Annotated in this window: 13 protein-coding genes and 1 pseudogene; 11 read left to right on the top strand and 3 right to left on the bottom strand. The window is 72.5% G+C overall.

The window, feature by feature from the left end:
• Nucleotides 1-237: pseudogene (locus tag MHW47_RS19455) on the bottom strand (ATPase); the annotation flags it as partial.
• Nucleotides 238-322: 85 nt separating this feature from the next.
• Here MHW47_RS19455 and MHW47_RS19450 point away from each other — a divergent pair.
• Complete coding sequence (locus MHW47_RS19450; RefSeq protein ID WP_239224928.1) at nucleotides 323-1,000, top strand: uracil-DNA glycosylase; 678 nt, start codon at nucleotides 323-325, stop codon at nucleotides 998-1,000.
• Between the two features lie 22 nt (nucleotides 1,001-1,022).
• Here MHW47_RS19450 and MHW47_RS19445 read toward each other — a convergent pair whose 3' ends face one another.
• Complete coding sequence (locus tag MHW47_RS19445) at nucleotides 1,023-2,111, bottom strand: exo-alpha-sialidase (RefSeq protein WP_239224925.1); 1,089 nt, start codon at nucleotides 2,109-2,111, stop codon at nucleotides 1,023-1,025.
• Between the two features lie 150 nt (nucleotides 2,112-2,261).
• The gene (locus tag MHW47_RS19440) at nucleotides 2,262-3,320 is read right to left on the bottom strand and encodes a LacI family DNA-binding transcriptional regulator (protein WP_239224922.1); all 1,059 of its coding nucleotides are present in this window, start codon (nucleotides 3,318-3,320) and stop codon (nucleotides 2,262-2,264) included.
• Nucleotides 3,321-3,534: 214 nt separating this feature from the next.
• Here MHW47_RS19440 and MHW47_RS19435 point away from each other — a divergent pair, with 214 nt between their 5' ends.
• The 10 genes from MHW47_RS19435 to MHW47_RS19390 all read left to right on the top strand — a co-directional run bounded on the left by MHW47_RS19435 (nucleotide 3,535) and on the right by MHW47_RS19390 (nucleotide 16,782).
• Nucleotides 3,535-4,782 (top strand): extracellular solute-binding protein, encoded by a 1,248-nt coding sequence (locus tag MHW47_RS19435; protein ID WP_239224930.1) that lies wholly within the window; start codon nucleotides 3,535-3,537, stop codon nucleotides 4,780-4,782.
• A gap of 2 nt (nucleotides 4,783-4,784) precedes the next feature.
• The gene (locus MHW47_RS19430) at nucleotides 4,785-5,714 is read left to right on the top strand and encodes a carbohydrate ABC transporter permease (RefSeq protein WP_239224920.1); all 930 of its coding nucleotides are present in this window, start codon (nucleotides 4,785-4,787) and stop codon (nucleotides 5,712-5,714) included.
• Nucleotides 5,715-5,718: 4 nt separating this feature from the next.
• A complete protein-coding gene (locus tag MHW47_RS19425; RefSeq protein ID WP_239224918.1) occupies nucleotides 5,719-6,609 on the top strand; it encodes a carbohydrate ABC transporter permease in 891 nt (296 codons plus the stop codon).
• Between the two features lie 52 nt (nucleotides 6,610-6,661).
• Nucleotides 6,662-9,076 (top strand): glycoside hydrolase family 3 N-terminal domain-containing protein, encoded by a 2,415-nt coding sequence (locus tag MHW47_RS19420; protein ID WP_239224916.1) that lies wholly within the window; start codon nucleotides 6,662-6,664, stop codon nucleotides 9,074-9,076.
• A 213-nt stretch (nucleotides 9,077-9,289) separates the two neighbouring features.
• Nucleotides 9,290-10,384: an endo-1,4-beta-xylanase gene (locus MHW47_RS19415; protein WP_239224914.1), complete on the top strand. Its 1,095-nt coding sequence runs from the start codon at nucleotides 9,290-9,292 to the stop codon at nucleotides 10,382-10,384.
• Between the two features lie 20 nt (nucleotides 10,385-10,404).
• The gene (locus tag MHW47_RS19410; RefSeq protein WP_239224911.1) at nucleotides 10,405-13,587 is read left to right on the top strand and encodes a glycosyl hydrolase 115 family protein; all 3,183 of its coding nucleotides are present in this window, start codon (nucleotides 10,405-10,407) and stop codon (nucleotides 13,585-13,587) included.
• A gap of 31 nt (nucleotides 13,588-13,618) precedes the next feature.
• The gene (locus MHW47_RS19405; protein ID WP_239224910.1) at nucleotides 13,619-13,999 is read left to right on the top strand and encodes a hypothetical protein; all 381 of its coding nucleotides are present in this window, start codon (nucleotides 13,619-13,621) and stop codon (nucleotides 13,997-13,999) included.
• A gap of 90 nt (nucleotides 14,000-14,089) precedes the next feature.
• Nucleotides 14,090-14,368 carry a DUF1876 domain-containing protein gene (locus tag MHW47_RS19400; RefSeq protein ID WP_239224908.1) on the top strand — a complete coding sequence of 93 codons (279 nt, stop codon included), beginning with the start codon at nucleotides 14,090-14,092 and terminating at the stop codon, nucleotides 14,366-14,368.
• A gap of 128 nt (nucleotides 14,369-14,496) precedes the next feature.
• The gene (locus MHW47_RS19395) at nucleotides 14,497-15,594 is read left to right on the top strand and encodes an NADH:flavin oxidoreductase/NADH oxidase (RefSeq protein ID WP_239224906.1); all 1,098 of its coding nucleotides are present in this window, start codon (nucleotides 14,497-14,499) and stop codon (nucleotides 15,592-15,594) included.
• 102 nt (nucleotides 15,595-15,696) lie between these two features.
• Nucleotides 15,697-16,782, top strand: a complete 1,086-nt coding sequence (locus MHW47_RS19390; protein ID WP_239224905.1) for an aldose epimerase family protein — start codon at nucleotides 15,697-15,699, stop codon at nucleotides 16,780-16,782.
• Nucleotides 16,783-16,848: the final 66 nt, after the last annotated feature.

Here is a 16,848-nt window from a genome sequence, read left to right as displayed (position 1 = left end):
CGCACCGACCGCCGCGGCGGTGACCCGCGCACCGGCGCCCTGCCCGTCGAGCAGCCGGCGCACGGCGGGCAGCAGCTGCTCCAGCAGATGTGCGGCGTCGATGCCGTGCGGCCCGGTGCGCACCGGGCCGCCGCACTCGGCGGTCACCACCGGCCCCTCCGCCTCCGCCGGGCCCAGCGCCAACCGGAGTCCGGAGCCGCCCGAATCCACGCCGATCACCCAGCCGTGCGACGTCATGGACCGGCTCCCGCGGGACGAGGGGGACAAGGACGCCAGCACCCTATCCCCGGAGCCCTCCGTTGCGCCGGTAGGGTGATCTTCCGTGACAGCACGACCGTTGAACGAAGTAGTCGAGCCCGGCTGGGCCGACGCCCTCGCCCCCGTGGCCGGACGGATCGCCGCGATGGGCGATTTCCTGCGGGCGGAGATCGCGGCGGGCCGCACCTATCTCCCCTCCGGGGCGAACGTGCTGCGCGCGTTCCAGCAGCCCTTCGAGGACGTACGGGTCCTGATCGTCGGTCAGGACCCGTATCCCACACCGGGGATGGCGATCGGCCTCAGCTTCGCGGTCTCCCCGGAGGTCCGCAGGCTGCCGGAGAGCCTGGAGAACATCTACCGCGAACTCCACGCCGACCTGGGGCTGCCCCGGCCCTCCAACGGCGACCTCACCCCCTGGACCCGGCAGGGCGTGCTGCTGCTGAACAGGGCGCTGACCACCGCGCCCCGCTCACCCGGCGCCCACCGCGGCAAGGGCTGGGAGGAAGTGACCGAACAGGCCATCCGCGCCCTGGCCGCCCGGGGCAAGCCGCTGGTCTCCGTGCTCTGGGGACGCGACGCCCGCAATGTGCGCCCGTTCCTCGGCGGTCTCCCGGCCATCGAGTCCGCCCACCCCTCCCCGAGGTCCGCCGACCGCGGCTTCTTCGGCTCCAGGCCGTTCAGCCGGGTCAACGAACTCCTGGTGGCGCAGGGCGCCCAGCCGGTGGACTGGCGGCTGCCCTAGCCGCACGCGGGCGGCCCCGGGGTCAGACGTCCACGACGGCCGCCCGTACGCACAGCACGTCCGGCAGGTGGGAGGCGAGCTGCTCCCAGCTGTCGCCGTCGTCGGCGCTCGCGTACAGCTCGCCGTTGCGGTTGCCGAAGTAGACCCCGGCCGGGTCCGCGTCGTCCGTGCACAGGGCGTCGCGCAGCACCGTGCCGTAGTGGGCGCCCTCGGGCAGGCCCGCCGACAGGGGCTCCCAGTGCGCGCCGGCGTCCGTCGTCCGGAAGACCCGGCAGCGGTGCTCGGCGGGCACCCGGTCGGCGTCGGCGTTGATCGGGAAGACGTACGCCGTGTCCGCGCGGTGCGGATGGGCGGCCACGGCGAAGCCGAAGTCCGAGGGCAGGCCCGCGCCGATGTCCGTCCAGTTGCCCCCGGCGTCGTCGCTGCGGAAGACGCCCCAGTGGTTCTGGAGGTAGAGGCGGTCCGGGTCGGCCGCGTCCCGGCTGACCTTGTGCACGCACTGGCCGAACTCCGGGTCGGGGTCGGGCAGGAAGACCGCCGAGACCCCCTTGTTGGCCGGGGCCCAGCTCGCCCCGCCGTCCACGGTCCGGAACACCCCGGCGGTGGAGACCGCGACCGTCACCGCGCGCGGGTCGCGCGCGTCGGTCAGGATCGTGTGCAGCCCCTCGCCGCCCCCGCCGGGCACCCAGCGGTCCCGCGTCGGGTGCTCCCACAGCGGGCGCACCAGCTCGAAGGACTCGCCCCCGTCCGCGGAGCGGAACAGCGCGGCCGGTTCCGTGCCCGCGTAGACCACGCCGGGCGCCTCCGGGCCGGCCGGCTGCAACTGCCAGACCCGCTCCAGCGAAGTCCCGGTGAACTCCGGGAACTTCACCGCCGGGGTCGTGGGCTCGACCCAGCTCGCCCCCAGGTCGTCGGAGTGGAACACGGACGGGCCCCAGTGCGCGCTGTCCCCGCCGACGAGCAGCCGGGGCCGGTCGCCCCGCGTGTCGATGGCCACCGCGTAGATCGCCTGCGCGTTGAAATGCGGCCCCTCGAACTCCCACGTACCACCGCGCCTGCGGCCGATGAAGAGCCCCTTGCGGGTGCCTACGGTGAGCAGTACCCCGGTCATGACCGAACCTCCCGAAACGCCGTTGTGCCGGATACCGGTCAGTCTGCACCGGGGCACTGACAGTGGCGTGGACGACGGCTCGGGGTGTCACCGGCCCGGGGTGGCACCGGCCGTCATGTCACCGGTCCGGGGCGCGGCGGCCGGACGGGCTCAGCGGCAGGGCGGGGCCGTGCTGCTGCGGACCACCAGATTGGTCGCCAGGTCCACCCGGGTCGTCGCGGGCTCCCGGCCCCGGCTCAGGTCGAGGACCAGCCGGGCCGCCGTCTCGGCCATCTCGATCAGCGGCTGGCGCACCGTGGTCAGCGGCGGCCCGATCCACCGGGTGAGCGGCAGGTCGTCGAAGCCGACCACGCTCAGGTCCTCCGGGATGCGCAGACCCAGCTCGCGCGCCGCCTCGTACACGCCGAGCGCCTGGAGGTCGTTGCCGGCGAAGACGGCGGTCGGCCGGTCCGCCGAGCGCAGCAGCTCCATCCCGGCGGCGTACCCCGCCTCGTGCGAGAACTCGCCCTCGCGGATGAGGGAGCGGTCGATGGCGATGCCCGCCGTCTCCAGGGCCGCGCGGTAGCCGTCCACCCGGGCCAGGCTGCACATCATCCGGGACGGGCCGCTGACCACGCCGATCCTGCGGTGGCCCAGGCCGGTGAGATGGCGGGTGGCGGCGAGACCGCCCTGCCAGTTCGTCGTGCCGACCGAGGGGATGTCGTCGCCGGGGTCGCCGGCCGGGTCGACCACCGCGTACGGGATGCTGCGGCTGGTGAGCTGCGCGCGCTGGGCGGCGGTGAGGTCGGAGAGGACCAGGATCACGCCGACCGGGCGGCGGGCCAGCACCCCGTCGACCCAGGTCTGGCCGGGGCTGAGGCGGCCCGCGCTCTCCGAGAGGACCAGGCTCAGGCCCTCCTCGCGCGCGACGTTCTCCACTCCGCGCACGACCTCCATCGCCCACGCGCTGTCCAGCTCGTGGAAGACCAGGTCGATGAGTTGCGACTGCGTGGTGGAACCGCGTCTGCGCCGATAGCCGTGCCGCAGCAGCAGCTCCTCGACCTTGGTGCGTGTACTGGGCGCGACATCGGCACGCCCGTTCAGCACCTTCGAAACTGTCGGAGCCGAGACTCCGGCCGCTCGGGCGATTTCCGCCAGCGTGGCAGCGCCTTCCGACGCCGCTCCGGCAGGCGCATTCTCCTGATGTGACTGGACGTTTCCGGGGCTCATACAGCGAATCGTAACCGCCCGGCCGTCCGGGCGAGGGGGCGGACCCCGCAGAAAATTCGCAGCCCGTGACCTCTTGACTGGCCCGAAACCCGACCGTACGGTTCCGGCAACATTCGCAAGCAACTCCGAAAGATTCGACAGAGGTGCGGTCATGCGGTCGGGAATTTTCACTCAGGGCAAGCGCGCGGCGAGATGGACCGCGGCCGGTGCGGCCATGGTCATGGCGGGGGTCCTGGCGGGCTGCGGGTCGGACGGCGACAGCGGCGGGGGCGGCGGCACGCTGACCGCCTACGTCTACGGCGACGACGCCGTGAAGGTCCAGGAAGCGGCGGTCAAGGAGTTCAACAAGACCTCCGACGTCAAGGTCAAGCTGGTCCCCGTGCCCGGCACCGACTACGTCAACAAGCTGCGCAGCGCCATGGGCTCCCCGAGCGCCCCGGACATCTTCTTCAACTGGGGCGGCGGCTCCATCAAGCCCTACGTGGACGCCAACCAGCTGGTCGACCTCACGTCCACGTTCAAGGACGACGCGACCCTCAAGGACGGCTTCCTCCCGTCGATCGTCACCGCCGGCAGCCTCAACGGGAAGATCTACGGCGTCCCGATGCGCGGGATGCAGCCCGTGATGCTCTTCTACAACAAGACCCTCTTCGCCGAGCACGGCGTCAAGGCCCCCAAGACCTGGGAAGACCTCCAGCAGGCCATCAAGACCTTCAAGAGCAAGGGCATCACCCCCTTCGCCCTCGGCGGCTCCGACAAGTGGCCCGAGCTGATGTGGATGGAGTACCTGCTCGACCGGATCGGCGGCCCCGACGTCTTCCGCAAGATCCAGGACGGTGACAGCTCGGCCTGGGGCGACCCGGCGGTCCTGAAGACCGCGCAGACCGTCAAGCAGCTCATCGACGACGGAGCGTTCGGCAAGAACTTCAACTCCGTCGACTACGGCAACGGCGGTGCGCCCACCCTGCTCAACAAGGGCAAGGCGGCCATGCACCTGATGGGTTCGTGGGAGTACTCCACGCAGCTCGGCAAGGCCCCCGAGTTCGCCAAGAAGGACCTGGGCTGGACCACCTTCCCGACCGTCGCCGGCGGCGTCGGCGACGCGGCCGACGTGGTCGGCAACCCCACCAACTACTGGTCCGTCAACGCCCGCACCAAGCACAAGGACGCGGCCATAGCCTTCCTCAAGACCATGGCGTCCAAGTCCTACGCGCAGGCCCTCGTCGACAACGGCGACGTGCCCACCACCTCCAACGCCGCCTCCATGCTGAGCGGATCGCCGAACCCGCAGTTCGCCACCGACCAGTACCAGATGGTCCAGAAGGCCCCGAGCTTCACCCTCTCCTGGGACCAGGCCCTGGAGGCCCGCTACGCCACCCCGATGCTCACCGAGATCAGCAAGCTGTTCGCCGGCAAGTCCACGCCCGAGCAGTTCGTCGCCGCGATGAAGGCCGTCAAGTAACGATGTCCCACGTCTCCTCGTCACCGAAGGTGCGCGGAGGACGGAAGGCGGCCGCCGGCAACGTCGGCCGCCCCCCGGTCGCCTGGGCCCTGCCCGGCATCCTCTTCTTCGCGCTCTTCGCGATCGTCCCGCTGGCGATCGCCGTGTACCTCTCCTTCTGCCACTGGGACGGGCTGAACTCCCCGTCCTCGGCCGGCCTGGACAACTGGACCCGGCTGTTCAAGGACCCGGAGTTCCGCCAGGCCGCCTGGCTCAGCCTGCTCCTGACCGCCATCAGCTGGGTCTTCCAGACCCCCGTCGCCCTGCTGCTCGGCGTCTGGGCGGCCGGCCGGCAGCGCAACCGCGCGGTGCTCTCCGCGATCTTCTTTGTTCCGCTGCTGCTGTCCACCACGGCCATCGCGATGCTCTTCCACGCGCTGCTCGACCCGAACTTCGGCGTCATCAAGGAGATCGGCCCCTGGTTCGGCATCGACCCGAACGTCCTGGGCTCGTCCACCGGCGCCCTGCTCACCGTGGCGTTCGTCGGCGGCTGGCAGTTCATGCCCTTCCACACCCTGATCTACCAGGGCGGCACCCGGCAGATCCCGCAGGTCCTCTACCAGGCCGCCGAGATGGACGGCGCCGGCATGTACCGGCAGTTCTTCCACATCACCCTGCCGCAGCTGCGCAACACCATCACCACCTCGTCGGTCCTGATGATCGTCGGCTCGCTGACCTACTTCGACACCGTGCTGATCATGACCAAGGGCGGTCCCGGCACCGACACCACCATCCTGCCGTACCTGATGTACCGCACCGGTTTCCAGACCTACGACCTCGGGTACGCCGCCGCGATCGCGACCGCCCTCGTCGTCGTGGCCACCGCGATCTCGCTGATCCTCGTCCGCTTCAGCGGCTTCGGGAACATGCGCTCCACACGGGAAGGTATGTGACGCGATGTCCACCGACACCCGCCCCGCGACGCGCCCGGCACAGCCCCTGACCCGCGTCCGTCCCGCCACCGCCCGCCGCCGGAGGTGGGGCAACCCGCTGGCCGGCCTCGGCTCGCTGGTCTGGCTCGTGCTGGTCCTCGTCCCGCTCTACACGCTGGTCTCCTCCTCGCTGATGCGCCAGGACCAGGCGCTGAACGGCGACCCGCTGGCGATCCCGACCGACCCCACGTTCGAGAACTACCGCACCGTGCTCGACAGCGGCTTCTCCACGATGATCACCAACACGGCGATCGTCGCCGTGGCCACGGTGGCCATCGTGCTGCTGCTCTCGATCCCCGTCGCCTACGTCGCGGTACGCACCCGCAGCCGGCTCTCCGGGCTCGCCTTCCGCACCTTCCTGCTCGGCGTCGCCATCCCCGCGCAGGCCGTGATCGTGCCGCTCTACCTGCTCATCAGCAAGATGGGCCTGTACGACAGCCTGCCGGCCATCATCCTGCCGACCGCCGCCTTCGCGATGCCGGTCGCGGTGCTCATCCTGAGCGGCACCATGCGCGACGTCTCCGAGGAGATGTACGAGGCCATGGCGCTCGACGGCGCCTCGCCGCTGCGGATGCTGTGGCAGCTGGCCATCCCGATGTCCAAGGCGGGGATCAGCACCGTGGCGATCTACACGGCGCTCCAGGCGTGGAACGGCTTCCTGTTCCCGCTGATCCTGACCCAGTCGGAGGAGAACCGCGTGCTCACCCTCGGTCTCTTCAACTTCATGTCCCAGTTCGGGGTGAACATCCCGGCCGTGCTCGCCGCGATCGTGCTCTCCGTCGTGCCGATCTTCGCCGTGTACCTCGTGGCCCGCAAGGCCCTGGTCAACGGACTGATGGGGGTGGGCGGCAAGTAGCGCACCCATGCCGCCGCGTACCACCGAACTCTTGAGAGGATTCCCCGCCGCCATGGCAAACCCCCCTGTTCCGCACGCCCGCAGGACCGAAGCGGTCACCGCCGTCGAAGGCCCCTGGCAAGACCCCGCGCTCGCCCCCGAGGAGCGCGTGGCCGACCTCCTCTCCCGGATGACCCTCCAGGAGAAGACCGCCCAGCTGTACGGAATCTGGGTGGGCGCCGACGCCGACGGGGACGGGGTCGCGCCGCACCAGAACGAGATGGTCGACGCGATCGACTGGGACACGCTGATCCCGCGCGGCCTCGGCCAGCTGACCCGGCCGTTCGGTACCGCCCCCGTCGACCCGGCGGTCGGCGCGATCTCGCTCGCCCGCGCCCAGCAGGCCATCGCCGGCGCCGGACGCTTCGGCATCCCGGCCCTCGCCCACGAGGAGTGCCTGGCCGGGTTCACCGCCTGGGGCGCCACCGCCTACCCCGTCCCGCTCTCCTGGGGCGCGGCCTGGAATCCGGACCTGGTCACCGAGATGGCCCGGCGCATCGGCGGCGACATGCGCTCCGTGGGCATCCACCAGGGCCTCGCCCCGGTCCTGGACGTGGTGCGCGACCTGCGCTGGGGCCGCGTCGAGGAGACCATCGGCGAGGACCCCTACCTGGTCGCCACCATCGGCACCGCCTACGTGCGCGGCCTGGAGTCCGCCGGCATCGTCGCCACCCTCAAGCACTTCGCCGGCTACGCGGCGTCGGCCGGCGCCCGCAACCTCTCGCCGGTACGGGCCGGGGCCAGGGAACTGGCCGACGTCATCCTGCCGCCCTTCGAGATGGCGCTCGTCGAGGGCGGCGCGCGCTCGGTCATGCAGTCCTACGCCGAGATCGACGGCCTCCCCTCGGCGGCCGACCCCTCCCTGCTCACCGGGCTGCTCCGCGACACCTGGGGCTTCGAGGGCACCGTCGTCGCCGACTACTTCGCCATCGGCTTCCTGGAGACCCTGCACAAGGTCGCCGAGGGCCGCGCCGACGCCGCCCGCCTCGCCCTGCGCGCCGGGATCGACGTCGAACTGCCCACCGTCCGCAGCTACGGCGACGAACTCGCCGCCGCCGTCCTGGACGGCACGGTCCCCGAGGAGCTGGTGGACCGGGCGCTGCGCCGGGTCCTGCTCCAGAAGTGCGAACTCGGGCTGCTCGACCCCGACTGGAGCCCGCTGCCGGAACTCCTGCGGGACACCGACCCGGAGCAGGCGCGCGAGAGCATCGACCTCGACCCGCCGCGCAACCGCGCCCTCGCCCGCGAACTCGCCGAACAGGCGGTCGTCCTGCTCGCCAACCCGCACGGCGCCCTGCCCCTCACCGGTACCGGGCGGATCGCGGTGGTCGGCCCGCGCGCCGACGACGCGCTGGCCATGCTCGGCTGCTACTCCTTCCCCAGCCACGTCGGCGTGCTGCACCCCGAGACCGCGATGGGCATCGACATCCCCACCGTGCTCGACGCGGTGCGCGGGGAGTTCCCGGACGCGGCGGTGACCGGCGCACCCGGCTGCGAGGTGGACGGGGACGACACCTCCGGCTTCGCGGCGGCGGTGGACCTGGCCCGGGAGGCGGACGTGTGCGTCGCGGTGCTCGGCGACCGGGCCGGGCTGTTCGGGCGCGGCACCTCGGGCGAGGGCTGCGACGCCGAGGACCTGGCGCTGCCCGGCGTCCAGGGCGAACTGCTCGACGCGCTGCTGGACAGCGGCACCCCGGTCGTCCTGGTGCTGGTGACCGGCCGGCCGTACGCGCTCGGCCGCTGGGCGGACCGTGCCGCCGCCGTGGTGCAGGCGTTCTTCCCGGGCGAGGAGGGCGGCCCGGCGCTCGCCGGCGTGCTCTCCGGCCGGGTCGGCCCGTCGGGCCGGCTGCCGGTGTCGGTGCCGCGCCTGCCGGGCGGCCAGCCGTGGACCTACCTGCAGCCGCCGCTCGGACTCGCCAACGGGGTCAGCAACCTGGACCCGACACCGCTCTACCCGTTCGGCCACGGACTGACGTACACCTCGTTCGCCTGGGAGCCCGGCGCCCCGGTGCCCGCGGAGATCCCCACCGACGGTTCGGCCGACATAGAGCTGACCGTCCGCAACACCGGGGACCGGGCCGGCACCGAGGTCGTCCAGCTGTACGTGCACGACCCGGTCGCCCAGACCACCCGGCCGGACATCCGACTCATCGGCTACGCCCGGGTGCCGCTGGAGGCGGGCGCCGAGGCGCGGGTGCGCTTCCGGTTCCACGCCGATCTGGTCTCCTTCACCGGCATCGGCGGCCGGCGCATCGTGGAGCCGGGCGCGCTGGAGCTGCGGCTGGCCACGTCCAGCGGCGCCGCCGACGTCCGGCACACCGTGCACCTGCGGCTCACCGGGCCCGAGCGCACCCTGGACCACCGGCGCCGGCTGGTGTGCGACGCCCTGGTCGAACCCGTGACCGCGGCAGCCCCCGTACAGGGCTGACCGCCCCCGGACCACCGGGCGGGGGCTGCGAGGCCCCGGCCGCGACGCGCCCCCGCCCGGTTTCTCCACCCTCCCGTACCAACCGTCCCGTCCCACCGGTCCGCCGGAGGTGCGGGGAGGCGCGCGAAACTTTCGAAACACCCACACCCGCGTACGCGACCCGGCCCGCTCCGGGAACCGGGCCGTGCGCATTCCGGAAAGGGTTTATCTGTCATGCGCAAGCCAATCAAGGCCGTTCTCGTCGGTGCCGCCGCCACGGCCCTGCTCGCCCCCGGCAGCATCAACGCCTTCGCCCACGAGGACCACGGCCGCGGCCACCAGGACCAGCGGGCCACCACCCTCGGCGCCCTCGGCAAGCGCGCCGGGGTGCGCATCGGCACCGCCGTGGACATGGCGGCCCTGGCGGACGACGCGCCCTACCGCGCCAAGGCCGCGACCGAGTTCAGCTCCGTCACGGCGGAGAACGTCATGAAGTGGGAGGTCGTCGAGCCCAGCCGGGGCCGGTACGACTGGAAGGCCGCCGACGAACTGGTGGACTTCGCCCGCGCCAACGGCCAGCTCGTACGCGGACACACCCTGCTCTGGCACAACCAGCTGCCCGCCTGGCTCACCGGCGGCGACTTCACCCCCGGCGAACTGCGGGACATCCTCCGCAAGCACATCACCGACGAGGCCCGCCACTTCAAGGGCCGGATCTGGCAGTGGGACGTCGTCAACGAGGCGTTCAACGAGGACGGCACCCTGCGCGACAGCATTTGGCTGCGCGCCCTCGGCCCCGGCTACATCGCCGACGCCTTCCGCTGGGCCCACAAGGCCGACCCCAAGGCGAAGCTGTACATCAACGACTACAACATCGAGGGCGTCAACGCGAAGAGCACCGCGCTCTACGACCTGGTCGCCGACCTGCGCGAGCAGGGCGTGCCGGTCCACGGCGTCGGCATCCAGGGCCACCTCTCCGTCCAGTACAACGCCCCGCACGACATCGCCGAGAACATGAAGCGGTTCGACGACCTCGGCCTGGAGACCGCGATCACCGAGGCCGACGTCCGGATTCCGATGCCCTCCGACAGCACCAAGCAGGAGGCGCAGGCGGAGGGCTACGACGTACTGCTGCGCGGCTGCCTGCTCACCCCCGGGTGCACCGACTTCACGGTCTGGGGCTTCACCGACAAGTACTCCTGGGTGCCCGACACCTTCGAGGGCGAGGGCGCGGCCAACATCTTCGACGAGGAGTACCGGGCCAAGCCCGCCTACAGCGCCCTGCGCGAGGACCTGATGCTCGCCGCCGGCGTCAAGGGCCGGCGCTGAGCGCGCGGGAGGAGAGCAGGATGGACCACGACACGTCCCGGCACACCAGCCGCAGGTCGGTCCTCGGCCTCGGCCTCGGGCTCACCGCGCTCACCGCCACCCCCCTCGGCTCCCTCGCCGGGCTCACCGCCGACGCCGCCGCCACCGGCCACGGCCCCACCCCCCGGCCCACCGACCCCGGCGCCTACATCGCGTTCACCGCGAAACGCGGCAGCTTCCCGCTGGTCCGGCGCGGACGCGCGACCCCGGTCGTGGTCAGCGACCGCGACTGGCCCGGCGTCGTCCGGGTCGCGGGCGACCTCCGCGACGACATCGAACGCGTCACCGGCGTCCGCCCCGCGCTCGCGCACGGGACGGTCCCGGACGCCCGCGAGATCACGATCATCGGCACCGTGGGCCGCAGCCCCCTCATCGACGGGCTGGTCGCGGCCGGCCGGCTGGACGTCTCCTCGATCCGCGGCAAGTGGGAGACCAGCCTCCAGACCGTCGTGGACAAGCCGCTGCCCGGAGTGGAGCGCGCGCTGGTGATCGCGGGCAGCGACCAGCGCGGCACCATCTTCGGCGCGTACGACGTCTCGCGCGGCATCGGCGTCTCGCCCTGGTACTGGTGGGACGACGTCGTCCCCGTGCACCGCGACGAGATCCACGTACTGCCCGGGCGCCACACCCAGGGCACCCCCGCCGTGAAGTACCGGGGCTTCTTCATCAACGACGAGAACCCGGCGCTCGGTACCTGGGCACCCGCCCACTTCGGCCCCGGCAAGGCGCCCGGCTTCGAGGGCGGCTTCAACGCCGACTTCTACGCCCGGGTCTTCGAGGTCATGCTCCGGCTCAAGGCCAACTACCTCTGGCCGGCCGTCTGGGGCCGCGCCTTCGCCGAGGACGACCTGCTCAACCACGCCACCGCCAAGGCGTACGGGGTCGTCATGGGCACCTCGCACGAGGCGCCCATGATGCGCGGCATCGAGGAGTGGAACCGGCACGCCGTCCCCGCCGTACGCGACAGCGAGGGCAACATCACCACCCCCGGCCACGACCCCTACGGCGGCACCGGCGAGTGGTCCTTCCGCCGCAACGCCGAGGCCATCAAGGCCTACTGGGCCGACGGCATCCGCCGGATGCGCGACGACAACTTCGAGGGCGTCGTCACCCTCGGCATGCGCGGCAACGGCGACGTCAGCCTGCCCGACGGCGACGGCATCGAGCTGATGACCGAGATCATCGCCACCCAGCGGCAGATCCTGGCCGAGGTCTCCGGCAAGGACGTCGCCACGATCCCGCAGGTGTGGACGCTCTACAAGGAGGTCCAGCGCTACTGGGACCGGGGCCTGCGGGTACCCGACGACGTCACCGTCGTCCTCACCGACGACAACTGGGCCAACATCCGCAAACTCCCCGACCCCGCCGAGGGCCCCAGGAAGGGCGGCTACGGGCTCTACTACCACTTCGACTACGTCGGGGTGGGCCGCAACTACAAGTGGGTGGACACCGCGTCCCTGCCCAACCTGTGGGACCAGCTCCATCAGTGCGCCGCCTACGGCAACCACGGCCTGTGGGTCGCCAACGTGGGCGACCTCAAGGGCAACGAACTGCCCACCCAGTTCTTCCTGGAGTACGCCTGGAACCCGGAGCGCTGGCCCCTGGACCGGCTGCCGGAGTGGGAGGAGACCTACGCCCGCCAGAACTTCGGCGAGAAACAGGCCGCCGAGATCGCCGGCATCCTGCGCGCCTACGCCCGGCTCCAGGCCCGCCGCAAGCCCGAACTGCTCAACCGCCGCATCACCCTCGACCCGGCCAAGGACCCCGCCACGGACAGCTCGGCCGTCGTCTACGACGACCAGGCATCCCCGTACAGCCTGGTCCACTACCGGGAGCTGGAACGCGTCACCGAGGAGTGGCGGGAGCTGGGGGAGCGGGCCGAACGCCTCGGGCGCCGGCTCCCGGCCTCCGCCCAGGACGCCTGGTACGAACTGGTCGGCTACGAGGTGACGGCTACCGCCAACCTGTACGCGCTGCGCGAGGCGGAGTTCACGAACATCCACTACGCGGCCCAGGGGCGGGCCCTGACCAACACCCTGGCGGCCACCGCCGAGGCGCGGCTCGCCGACGACTTCGCCCTGGCTGACCGCTTCAACACGAAGATCGCCGGCGGCAAGTGGCGGGGTTTCCAGACCCAGCCGCACATCGACTACGGCGACGTCGAACGCTACGGGCCCAACGCCCCCTGGCAGCAGCCCGAGATCGACAACGTCGCCATCAAGGACGTGCTCTTCCCCGCCGTGCGGCGCATCGACCTGCCGGCCCGGGCCGAGCTGGGCGTCGCCGTGGACGGCTCCGCCTCCTGGTGGCCGCACGAGACCGCCCCCGCCGTGCTGCCGGTGCTCAGCCCCTACCAGACCCGGCCCGCCCCGTACATCGAGGTGTTCAACCGGGGCCGCGCCCCCTTCGACTACCGGGTGCGCACCGGAGCGCCCTGGCTGACCGCCGACCGGGTGCGCGGCCGGGTGGAGACCCAGGACCGGATCACCCTGCGCGTCGACTGGCACCGCGCGCCCCGGGGCGTCACCCGGGTGCCGGTCACGGTCGCCGGACCGGACGGGGCGGAGGTCGTGGTCACGGCGGTGATCGACCGCCCCGCGCTCTCCCGCGCCCGGCTGGGCGGCTTCGTCGAGGCCGGCGGTTACGTGTCGATCGAGGCCGACCACTACCACCGGGCGGTGGGCGACCGGGACGTCCGCTGGCAGCGCATCCCGGACATCGGACGCACCGGCGCCGGCATGGAGCCCTTCCCGGTCACCGCCGCCCGCCGGACCCCGGGCGGCCGGAGCCCGCGCCTGGAGTACCGGGTCAGCCTCTTCACCACCGGACCGGTCACCGTCCACGCGTACCTCTCGCCCCGCAACAACCCGCTGCCCACGGACGGGCTGACGTACGCGGTCTCCTTCGACGACGACACCCCGCAGCGGGTGAACGTCACGAAGTCGACGGGGGCCGACGACGGGACCATGAACCCCCAGTGGGCCCGCCACACCTCCGACAACGTCAACATCACCGCCACCGTCCACCGCATCGAGACCCCCGGGGTGCATGTGCTGAAATTCTGGATGGTCGATCCGACCGTGGTTCTCCAGAACCTGGTCATCGACACCGGCGGACTCGAACCCAGCTACCTGGGCCCGCCGGAAAGCCTCCGGCTGGACTGAGCCGGGGACCGGAACGCGAAAGGGCGCGGCGATGACGAACGAGCACGGGGACAGCGGGACGATCGAGGCCGTCCCGGCCGGGGCGGACGTCGCTGTCACGGTCTCCACCCCCTCGGGCACGCTCTCCTTCGTCTGCTCCCCGGAGCGCGCCCGTGCCCTGGCCGCCGCTCTCGGTCTCGCGGCGGACGAGGCCGGGAACGGCCCGGCGGACCCGGTGACCGTTCGGGCGGACGCCCTGCGCCGGGGCGATGTGCGCGACGGCGACCGCGCCATGACCGTGACGGGCGTCCGCGTCGACGGGGCCACCGCCCATGTCACGTGGTCGTCCGGCGCGGGACGCGTGTGGACCCAGACGTACGACGCGGACGCCCGCATCACGCTGCGCCGCCGGGGGCGGCCGGCCGGGACCTGAGCAACCCCCGGCCGGCCGCCCGGCCCGCCCGCGCGACGTGTGCGGGGGAGGCGCACCCTGGAGGGAGACCCCTTCCGGAGGTGAAGCGACATGACCCGGACCGCAGTCGGCTGGCACATCGAGCTGGAATTCGAGGAGGACACCCACCGCACCCGCGCGGCCGCCCTGGTGCGGCTCTCCGACGGCAAGGAGGTGCGCGCGCACGGCTATGCCAGCCGCCACCCCTCCGACGCCGAGCAGCCGCGCGTGGGGGAGGAGATCGCCGGGGCCCGCGCGCTCAACGAACTGGCGATGAAGCTGCTGACCAAGGCGCACGACGAGATCGACGAGGCGTCCGGCCGCAGTTCGTACCCGCTCAAACCGCGCTGAACCCGACCCGCGCGCCGGGCCGCGGCCGCCGCCGGGCTCGTACGAGAGCGATCGTAATTTGACGGGCGTCGTAGTACGGGATGTATCGTACTAGCGATCCTTCCGTACCCGGCGAAACGGAGTCCGTCGTGAGTGCCCTCTTCGAGCCCTACACCCTCAGGTCGCTTGTCGTACCCAACCGGGTGTGGATGGCGCCGATGTGCCAGTACAGTGCCGCGCCGGACGGACCGGAGGCGGGCGTGCCCCACGACTGGCACTTCGCCCACCTCGCGGCCCGCGCCACCGGCGGCACCGGCCTGATCCTCACCGAGGCGACGGCCGTCAGCCCCGAGGGCCGCATCAGCCCCGCCGACCTGGGCATCTGGAACGACACCCAGGCCCGCGCCTTCCGCCGCATCACCGACTTCGTCAAGGCGCAGGGAGCCGTGGCCGGCATCCAGCTCGCCCACGCCGGCCGCAAGGCCTCCACCGCCGCCCCCTGGACCGGCGGCGGCCCCGTCGGCCCCGAGGAGCACGGCTGGACGCCGGTCGCGCCCAGCCCGATCCCCTTCGACGACGGCCACCCGGTCCCGCACGAGCTGACCACCGACGAGATCGCCCGCATCGTGGACGACTTCCGCGAGGCCGCCCGCCGCGCGCTCGACGCGGGCTTCCAGGTCGCCGAGGTGCACGGCGCGCACGGCTACCTCATCGGCCAGTTCCTCTCCCCGTACACCAACCGCCGCACCGACGAGTACGGCGGCGGCTTCGACAACCGCGTCCGCCTCGCCCTCCAGGTCGTGGACGCCGTACGCGAGGTGTGGCCCGAGGACCTGCCGGTCTTCTTCCGCGTCTCCGCGACGGACTGGCTCACCGAGAACCCCGAGGACGAGCGCGAGGGCTGGACCGCCGACGAGACCGTGCGGCTCGCGGCGCTGCTGCGCGACCACGGGGTCGATCTCCTCGACGTCTCCACGGGCGGCAACGCCCCCCGCGCCCGCATCGAGACCGGCCCCGGCTACCAGGTGCCGTTCGCCGAGCGCGTGAAGCGGGAGACCTCGCTGCCGGTGGCGGCGGTCGGCCTCATCACCGACCCGCAGCACGCCGAGAAGATCCTCACCGAGGGCCGCGCCGACGCCGTACTCCTCGGGCGCGAACTGCTGCGCAACCCCTCCTGGGCCCGCGACGCCGCCCGCGCCCTCAACGGCACCGTGCACGCCCCCGAGCAGTACGGCTACGCCATCTGACCCACCCCACGGCACACCCCCTTCGCGGCCACCGGCTCGCGGAGGGGGCGCTGCCGTATCCGCCGCCCTTCGCCCGAGCCCGACCACCCAGGAGGACCACCCATGCCCCGCCCCACCGCGCACAGCAGGCCGTTCGGCACCCACGGCGCCACCGAGATCGATCTCTGGACACTCGACTCCGGCACCGGGGTCCGCGCCGAGATCCTCACCTACGGCGGCATCCTGCACCGGCTCACCGTGCCCGACACGGCGGGCACCCCGGCGTCCGTCGTCCGCTCGCTGCCCGACCTCGACGCCTACACCGCCGACAACCCCTTCATCGGCGCGCTCGTCGGCCGCTACGCCAACCGCATCGCCCACGGCAGGTTCACGCTGGACGGCACCGAGCACCACATCCCCGCCACCGACCGGGGCCACGCCCTGCACGGCGGCCCCGAGGGCTTCCACACCCGCGTCTGGCAGGCCGAGGGCCACGCCACCGACGCGGCGGCCGTCCTCCGGCTCACCCTGCGCAGCCCCGACGGCGACATGGGCTTCCCGGGCACCCTGGACGTGACGGTCACCTACACCCTGGACGCCTCGGGCACCCTCGCGCTCGACTACGCAGCCGTCACCGACCGGGCCACGGTCGTCAACCTCACCCACCACGCCTACTTCGACCTGACCGACCGGGGCGACGTCCTCGGCCACACCCTCCAGGTGGACGCCGGGCACTACCTGCCGGTCGACGAGGCGGGCATCCCCGAAGGGCCCGTCGCCGCCGTCGCCGGCACCTCGTTCGACCTGACCGCGCCGCAGACCCTCGCGGACCGCGTCGCCCTGCCCGACGAGCAGCTGCGCCGCGCCGGGGGGTTCGACCACTGCTGGGTCCTGGACGCCCCGGACACCCCCGGCGCCCAGCGGCGCGCCGCCCGCCTCACCGCCCCCGGGGGCGCGCGGATCATGGAGGTGTGGACCACCGAACCCGGCATCCAGGTCTACACCGGCAACCAGCTGGACGGCACCCTGACCGGGCCGGACGGCCGCCGCCACGAACGGTACGGCGCCGTCTGCCTGGAGACCCAGCAGCTGCCCGACGCGCCCAACCACCCCGCGTACCCGTCCACGGTGCTGCGGCCGGGCGAGGAGTTCCGCAGCCGCACCGAGTTCCGCTTCCCGCACCTGACGGCGGCGGCGCCCCGGGAGTGAGGGCGCACGGGGGCGCGGGCACGGCCTGCCGCCCGGTCGGGCTCAGGCGGCCCTGCGCCCCTGGGC

Source organism: Streptomyces sp. OfavH-34-F, assembly GCF_022347745.1.
Taxonomy (GTDB): Bacteria; Actinomycetota; Actinomycetes; order Streptomycetales; family Streptomycetaceae; genus Streptomyces.
This window is presented reverse-complemented; position numbering and strand designations above follow the sequence as displayed.

What these genes read in the sequence shown, in the direction of transcription:
- MHW47_RS19445 (WP_239224925.1), bottom strand. Translation starts at nt 2,111, where the DNA reads ATGACCGGGGTACTGCTCACCGTAGGCACCCGCAAGGGGCTCTTCATC.
- MHW47_RS19440 (WP_239224922.1), bottom strand. Translation starts at nt 3,320, where the DNA reads ATGAGCCCCGGAAACGTCCAGTCACATCAGGAGAATGCGCCTGCCGGA.
- MHW47_RS19435 (WP_239224930.1), top strand. Translation starts at nt 3,535, where the DNA reads ATGGTCATGGCGGGGGTCCTGGCGGGCTGCGGGTCGGACGGCGACAGC.
- MHW47_RS19430 (WP_239224920.1), top strand. Translation starts at nt 4,785, where the DNA reads ATGTCCCACGTCTCCTCGTCACCGAAGGTGCGCGGAGGACGGAAGGCG.
- MHW47_RS19425 (WP_239224918.1), top strand. Translation starts at nt 5,719, where the DNA reads ATGTCCACCGACACCCGCCCCGCGACGCGCCCGGCACAGCCCCTGACC.
- MHW47_RS19420 (WP_239224916.1), top strand. Translation starts at nt 6,662, where the DNA reads ATGGCAAACCCCCCTGTTCCGCACGCCCGCAGGACCGAAGCGGTCACC.
- MHW47_RS19415 (WP_239224914.1), top strand. Translation starts at nt 9,290, where the DNA reads ATGCGCAAGCCAATCAAGGCCGTTCTCGTCGGTGCCGCCGCCACGGCC.
- MHW47_RS19410 (WP_239224911.1), top strand. Translation starts at nt 10,405, where the DNA reads ATGGACCACGACACGTCCCGGCACACCAGCCGCAGGTCGGTCCTCGGC.
- MHW47_RS19405 (WP_239224910.1), top strand. Translation starts at nt 13,619, where the DNA reads ATGACGAACGAGCACGGGGACAGCGGGACGATCGAGGCCGTCCCGGCC.
- MHW47_RS19400 (WP_239224908.1), top strand. Translation starts at nt 14,090, where the DNA reads ATGACCCGGACCGCAGTCGGCTGGCACATCGAGCTGGAATTCGAGGAG.
- MHW47_RS19390 (WP_239224905.1), top strand. Translation starts at nt 15,697, where the DNA reads ATGCCCCGCCCCACCGCGCACAGCAGGCCGTTCGGCACCCACGGCGCC.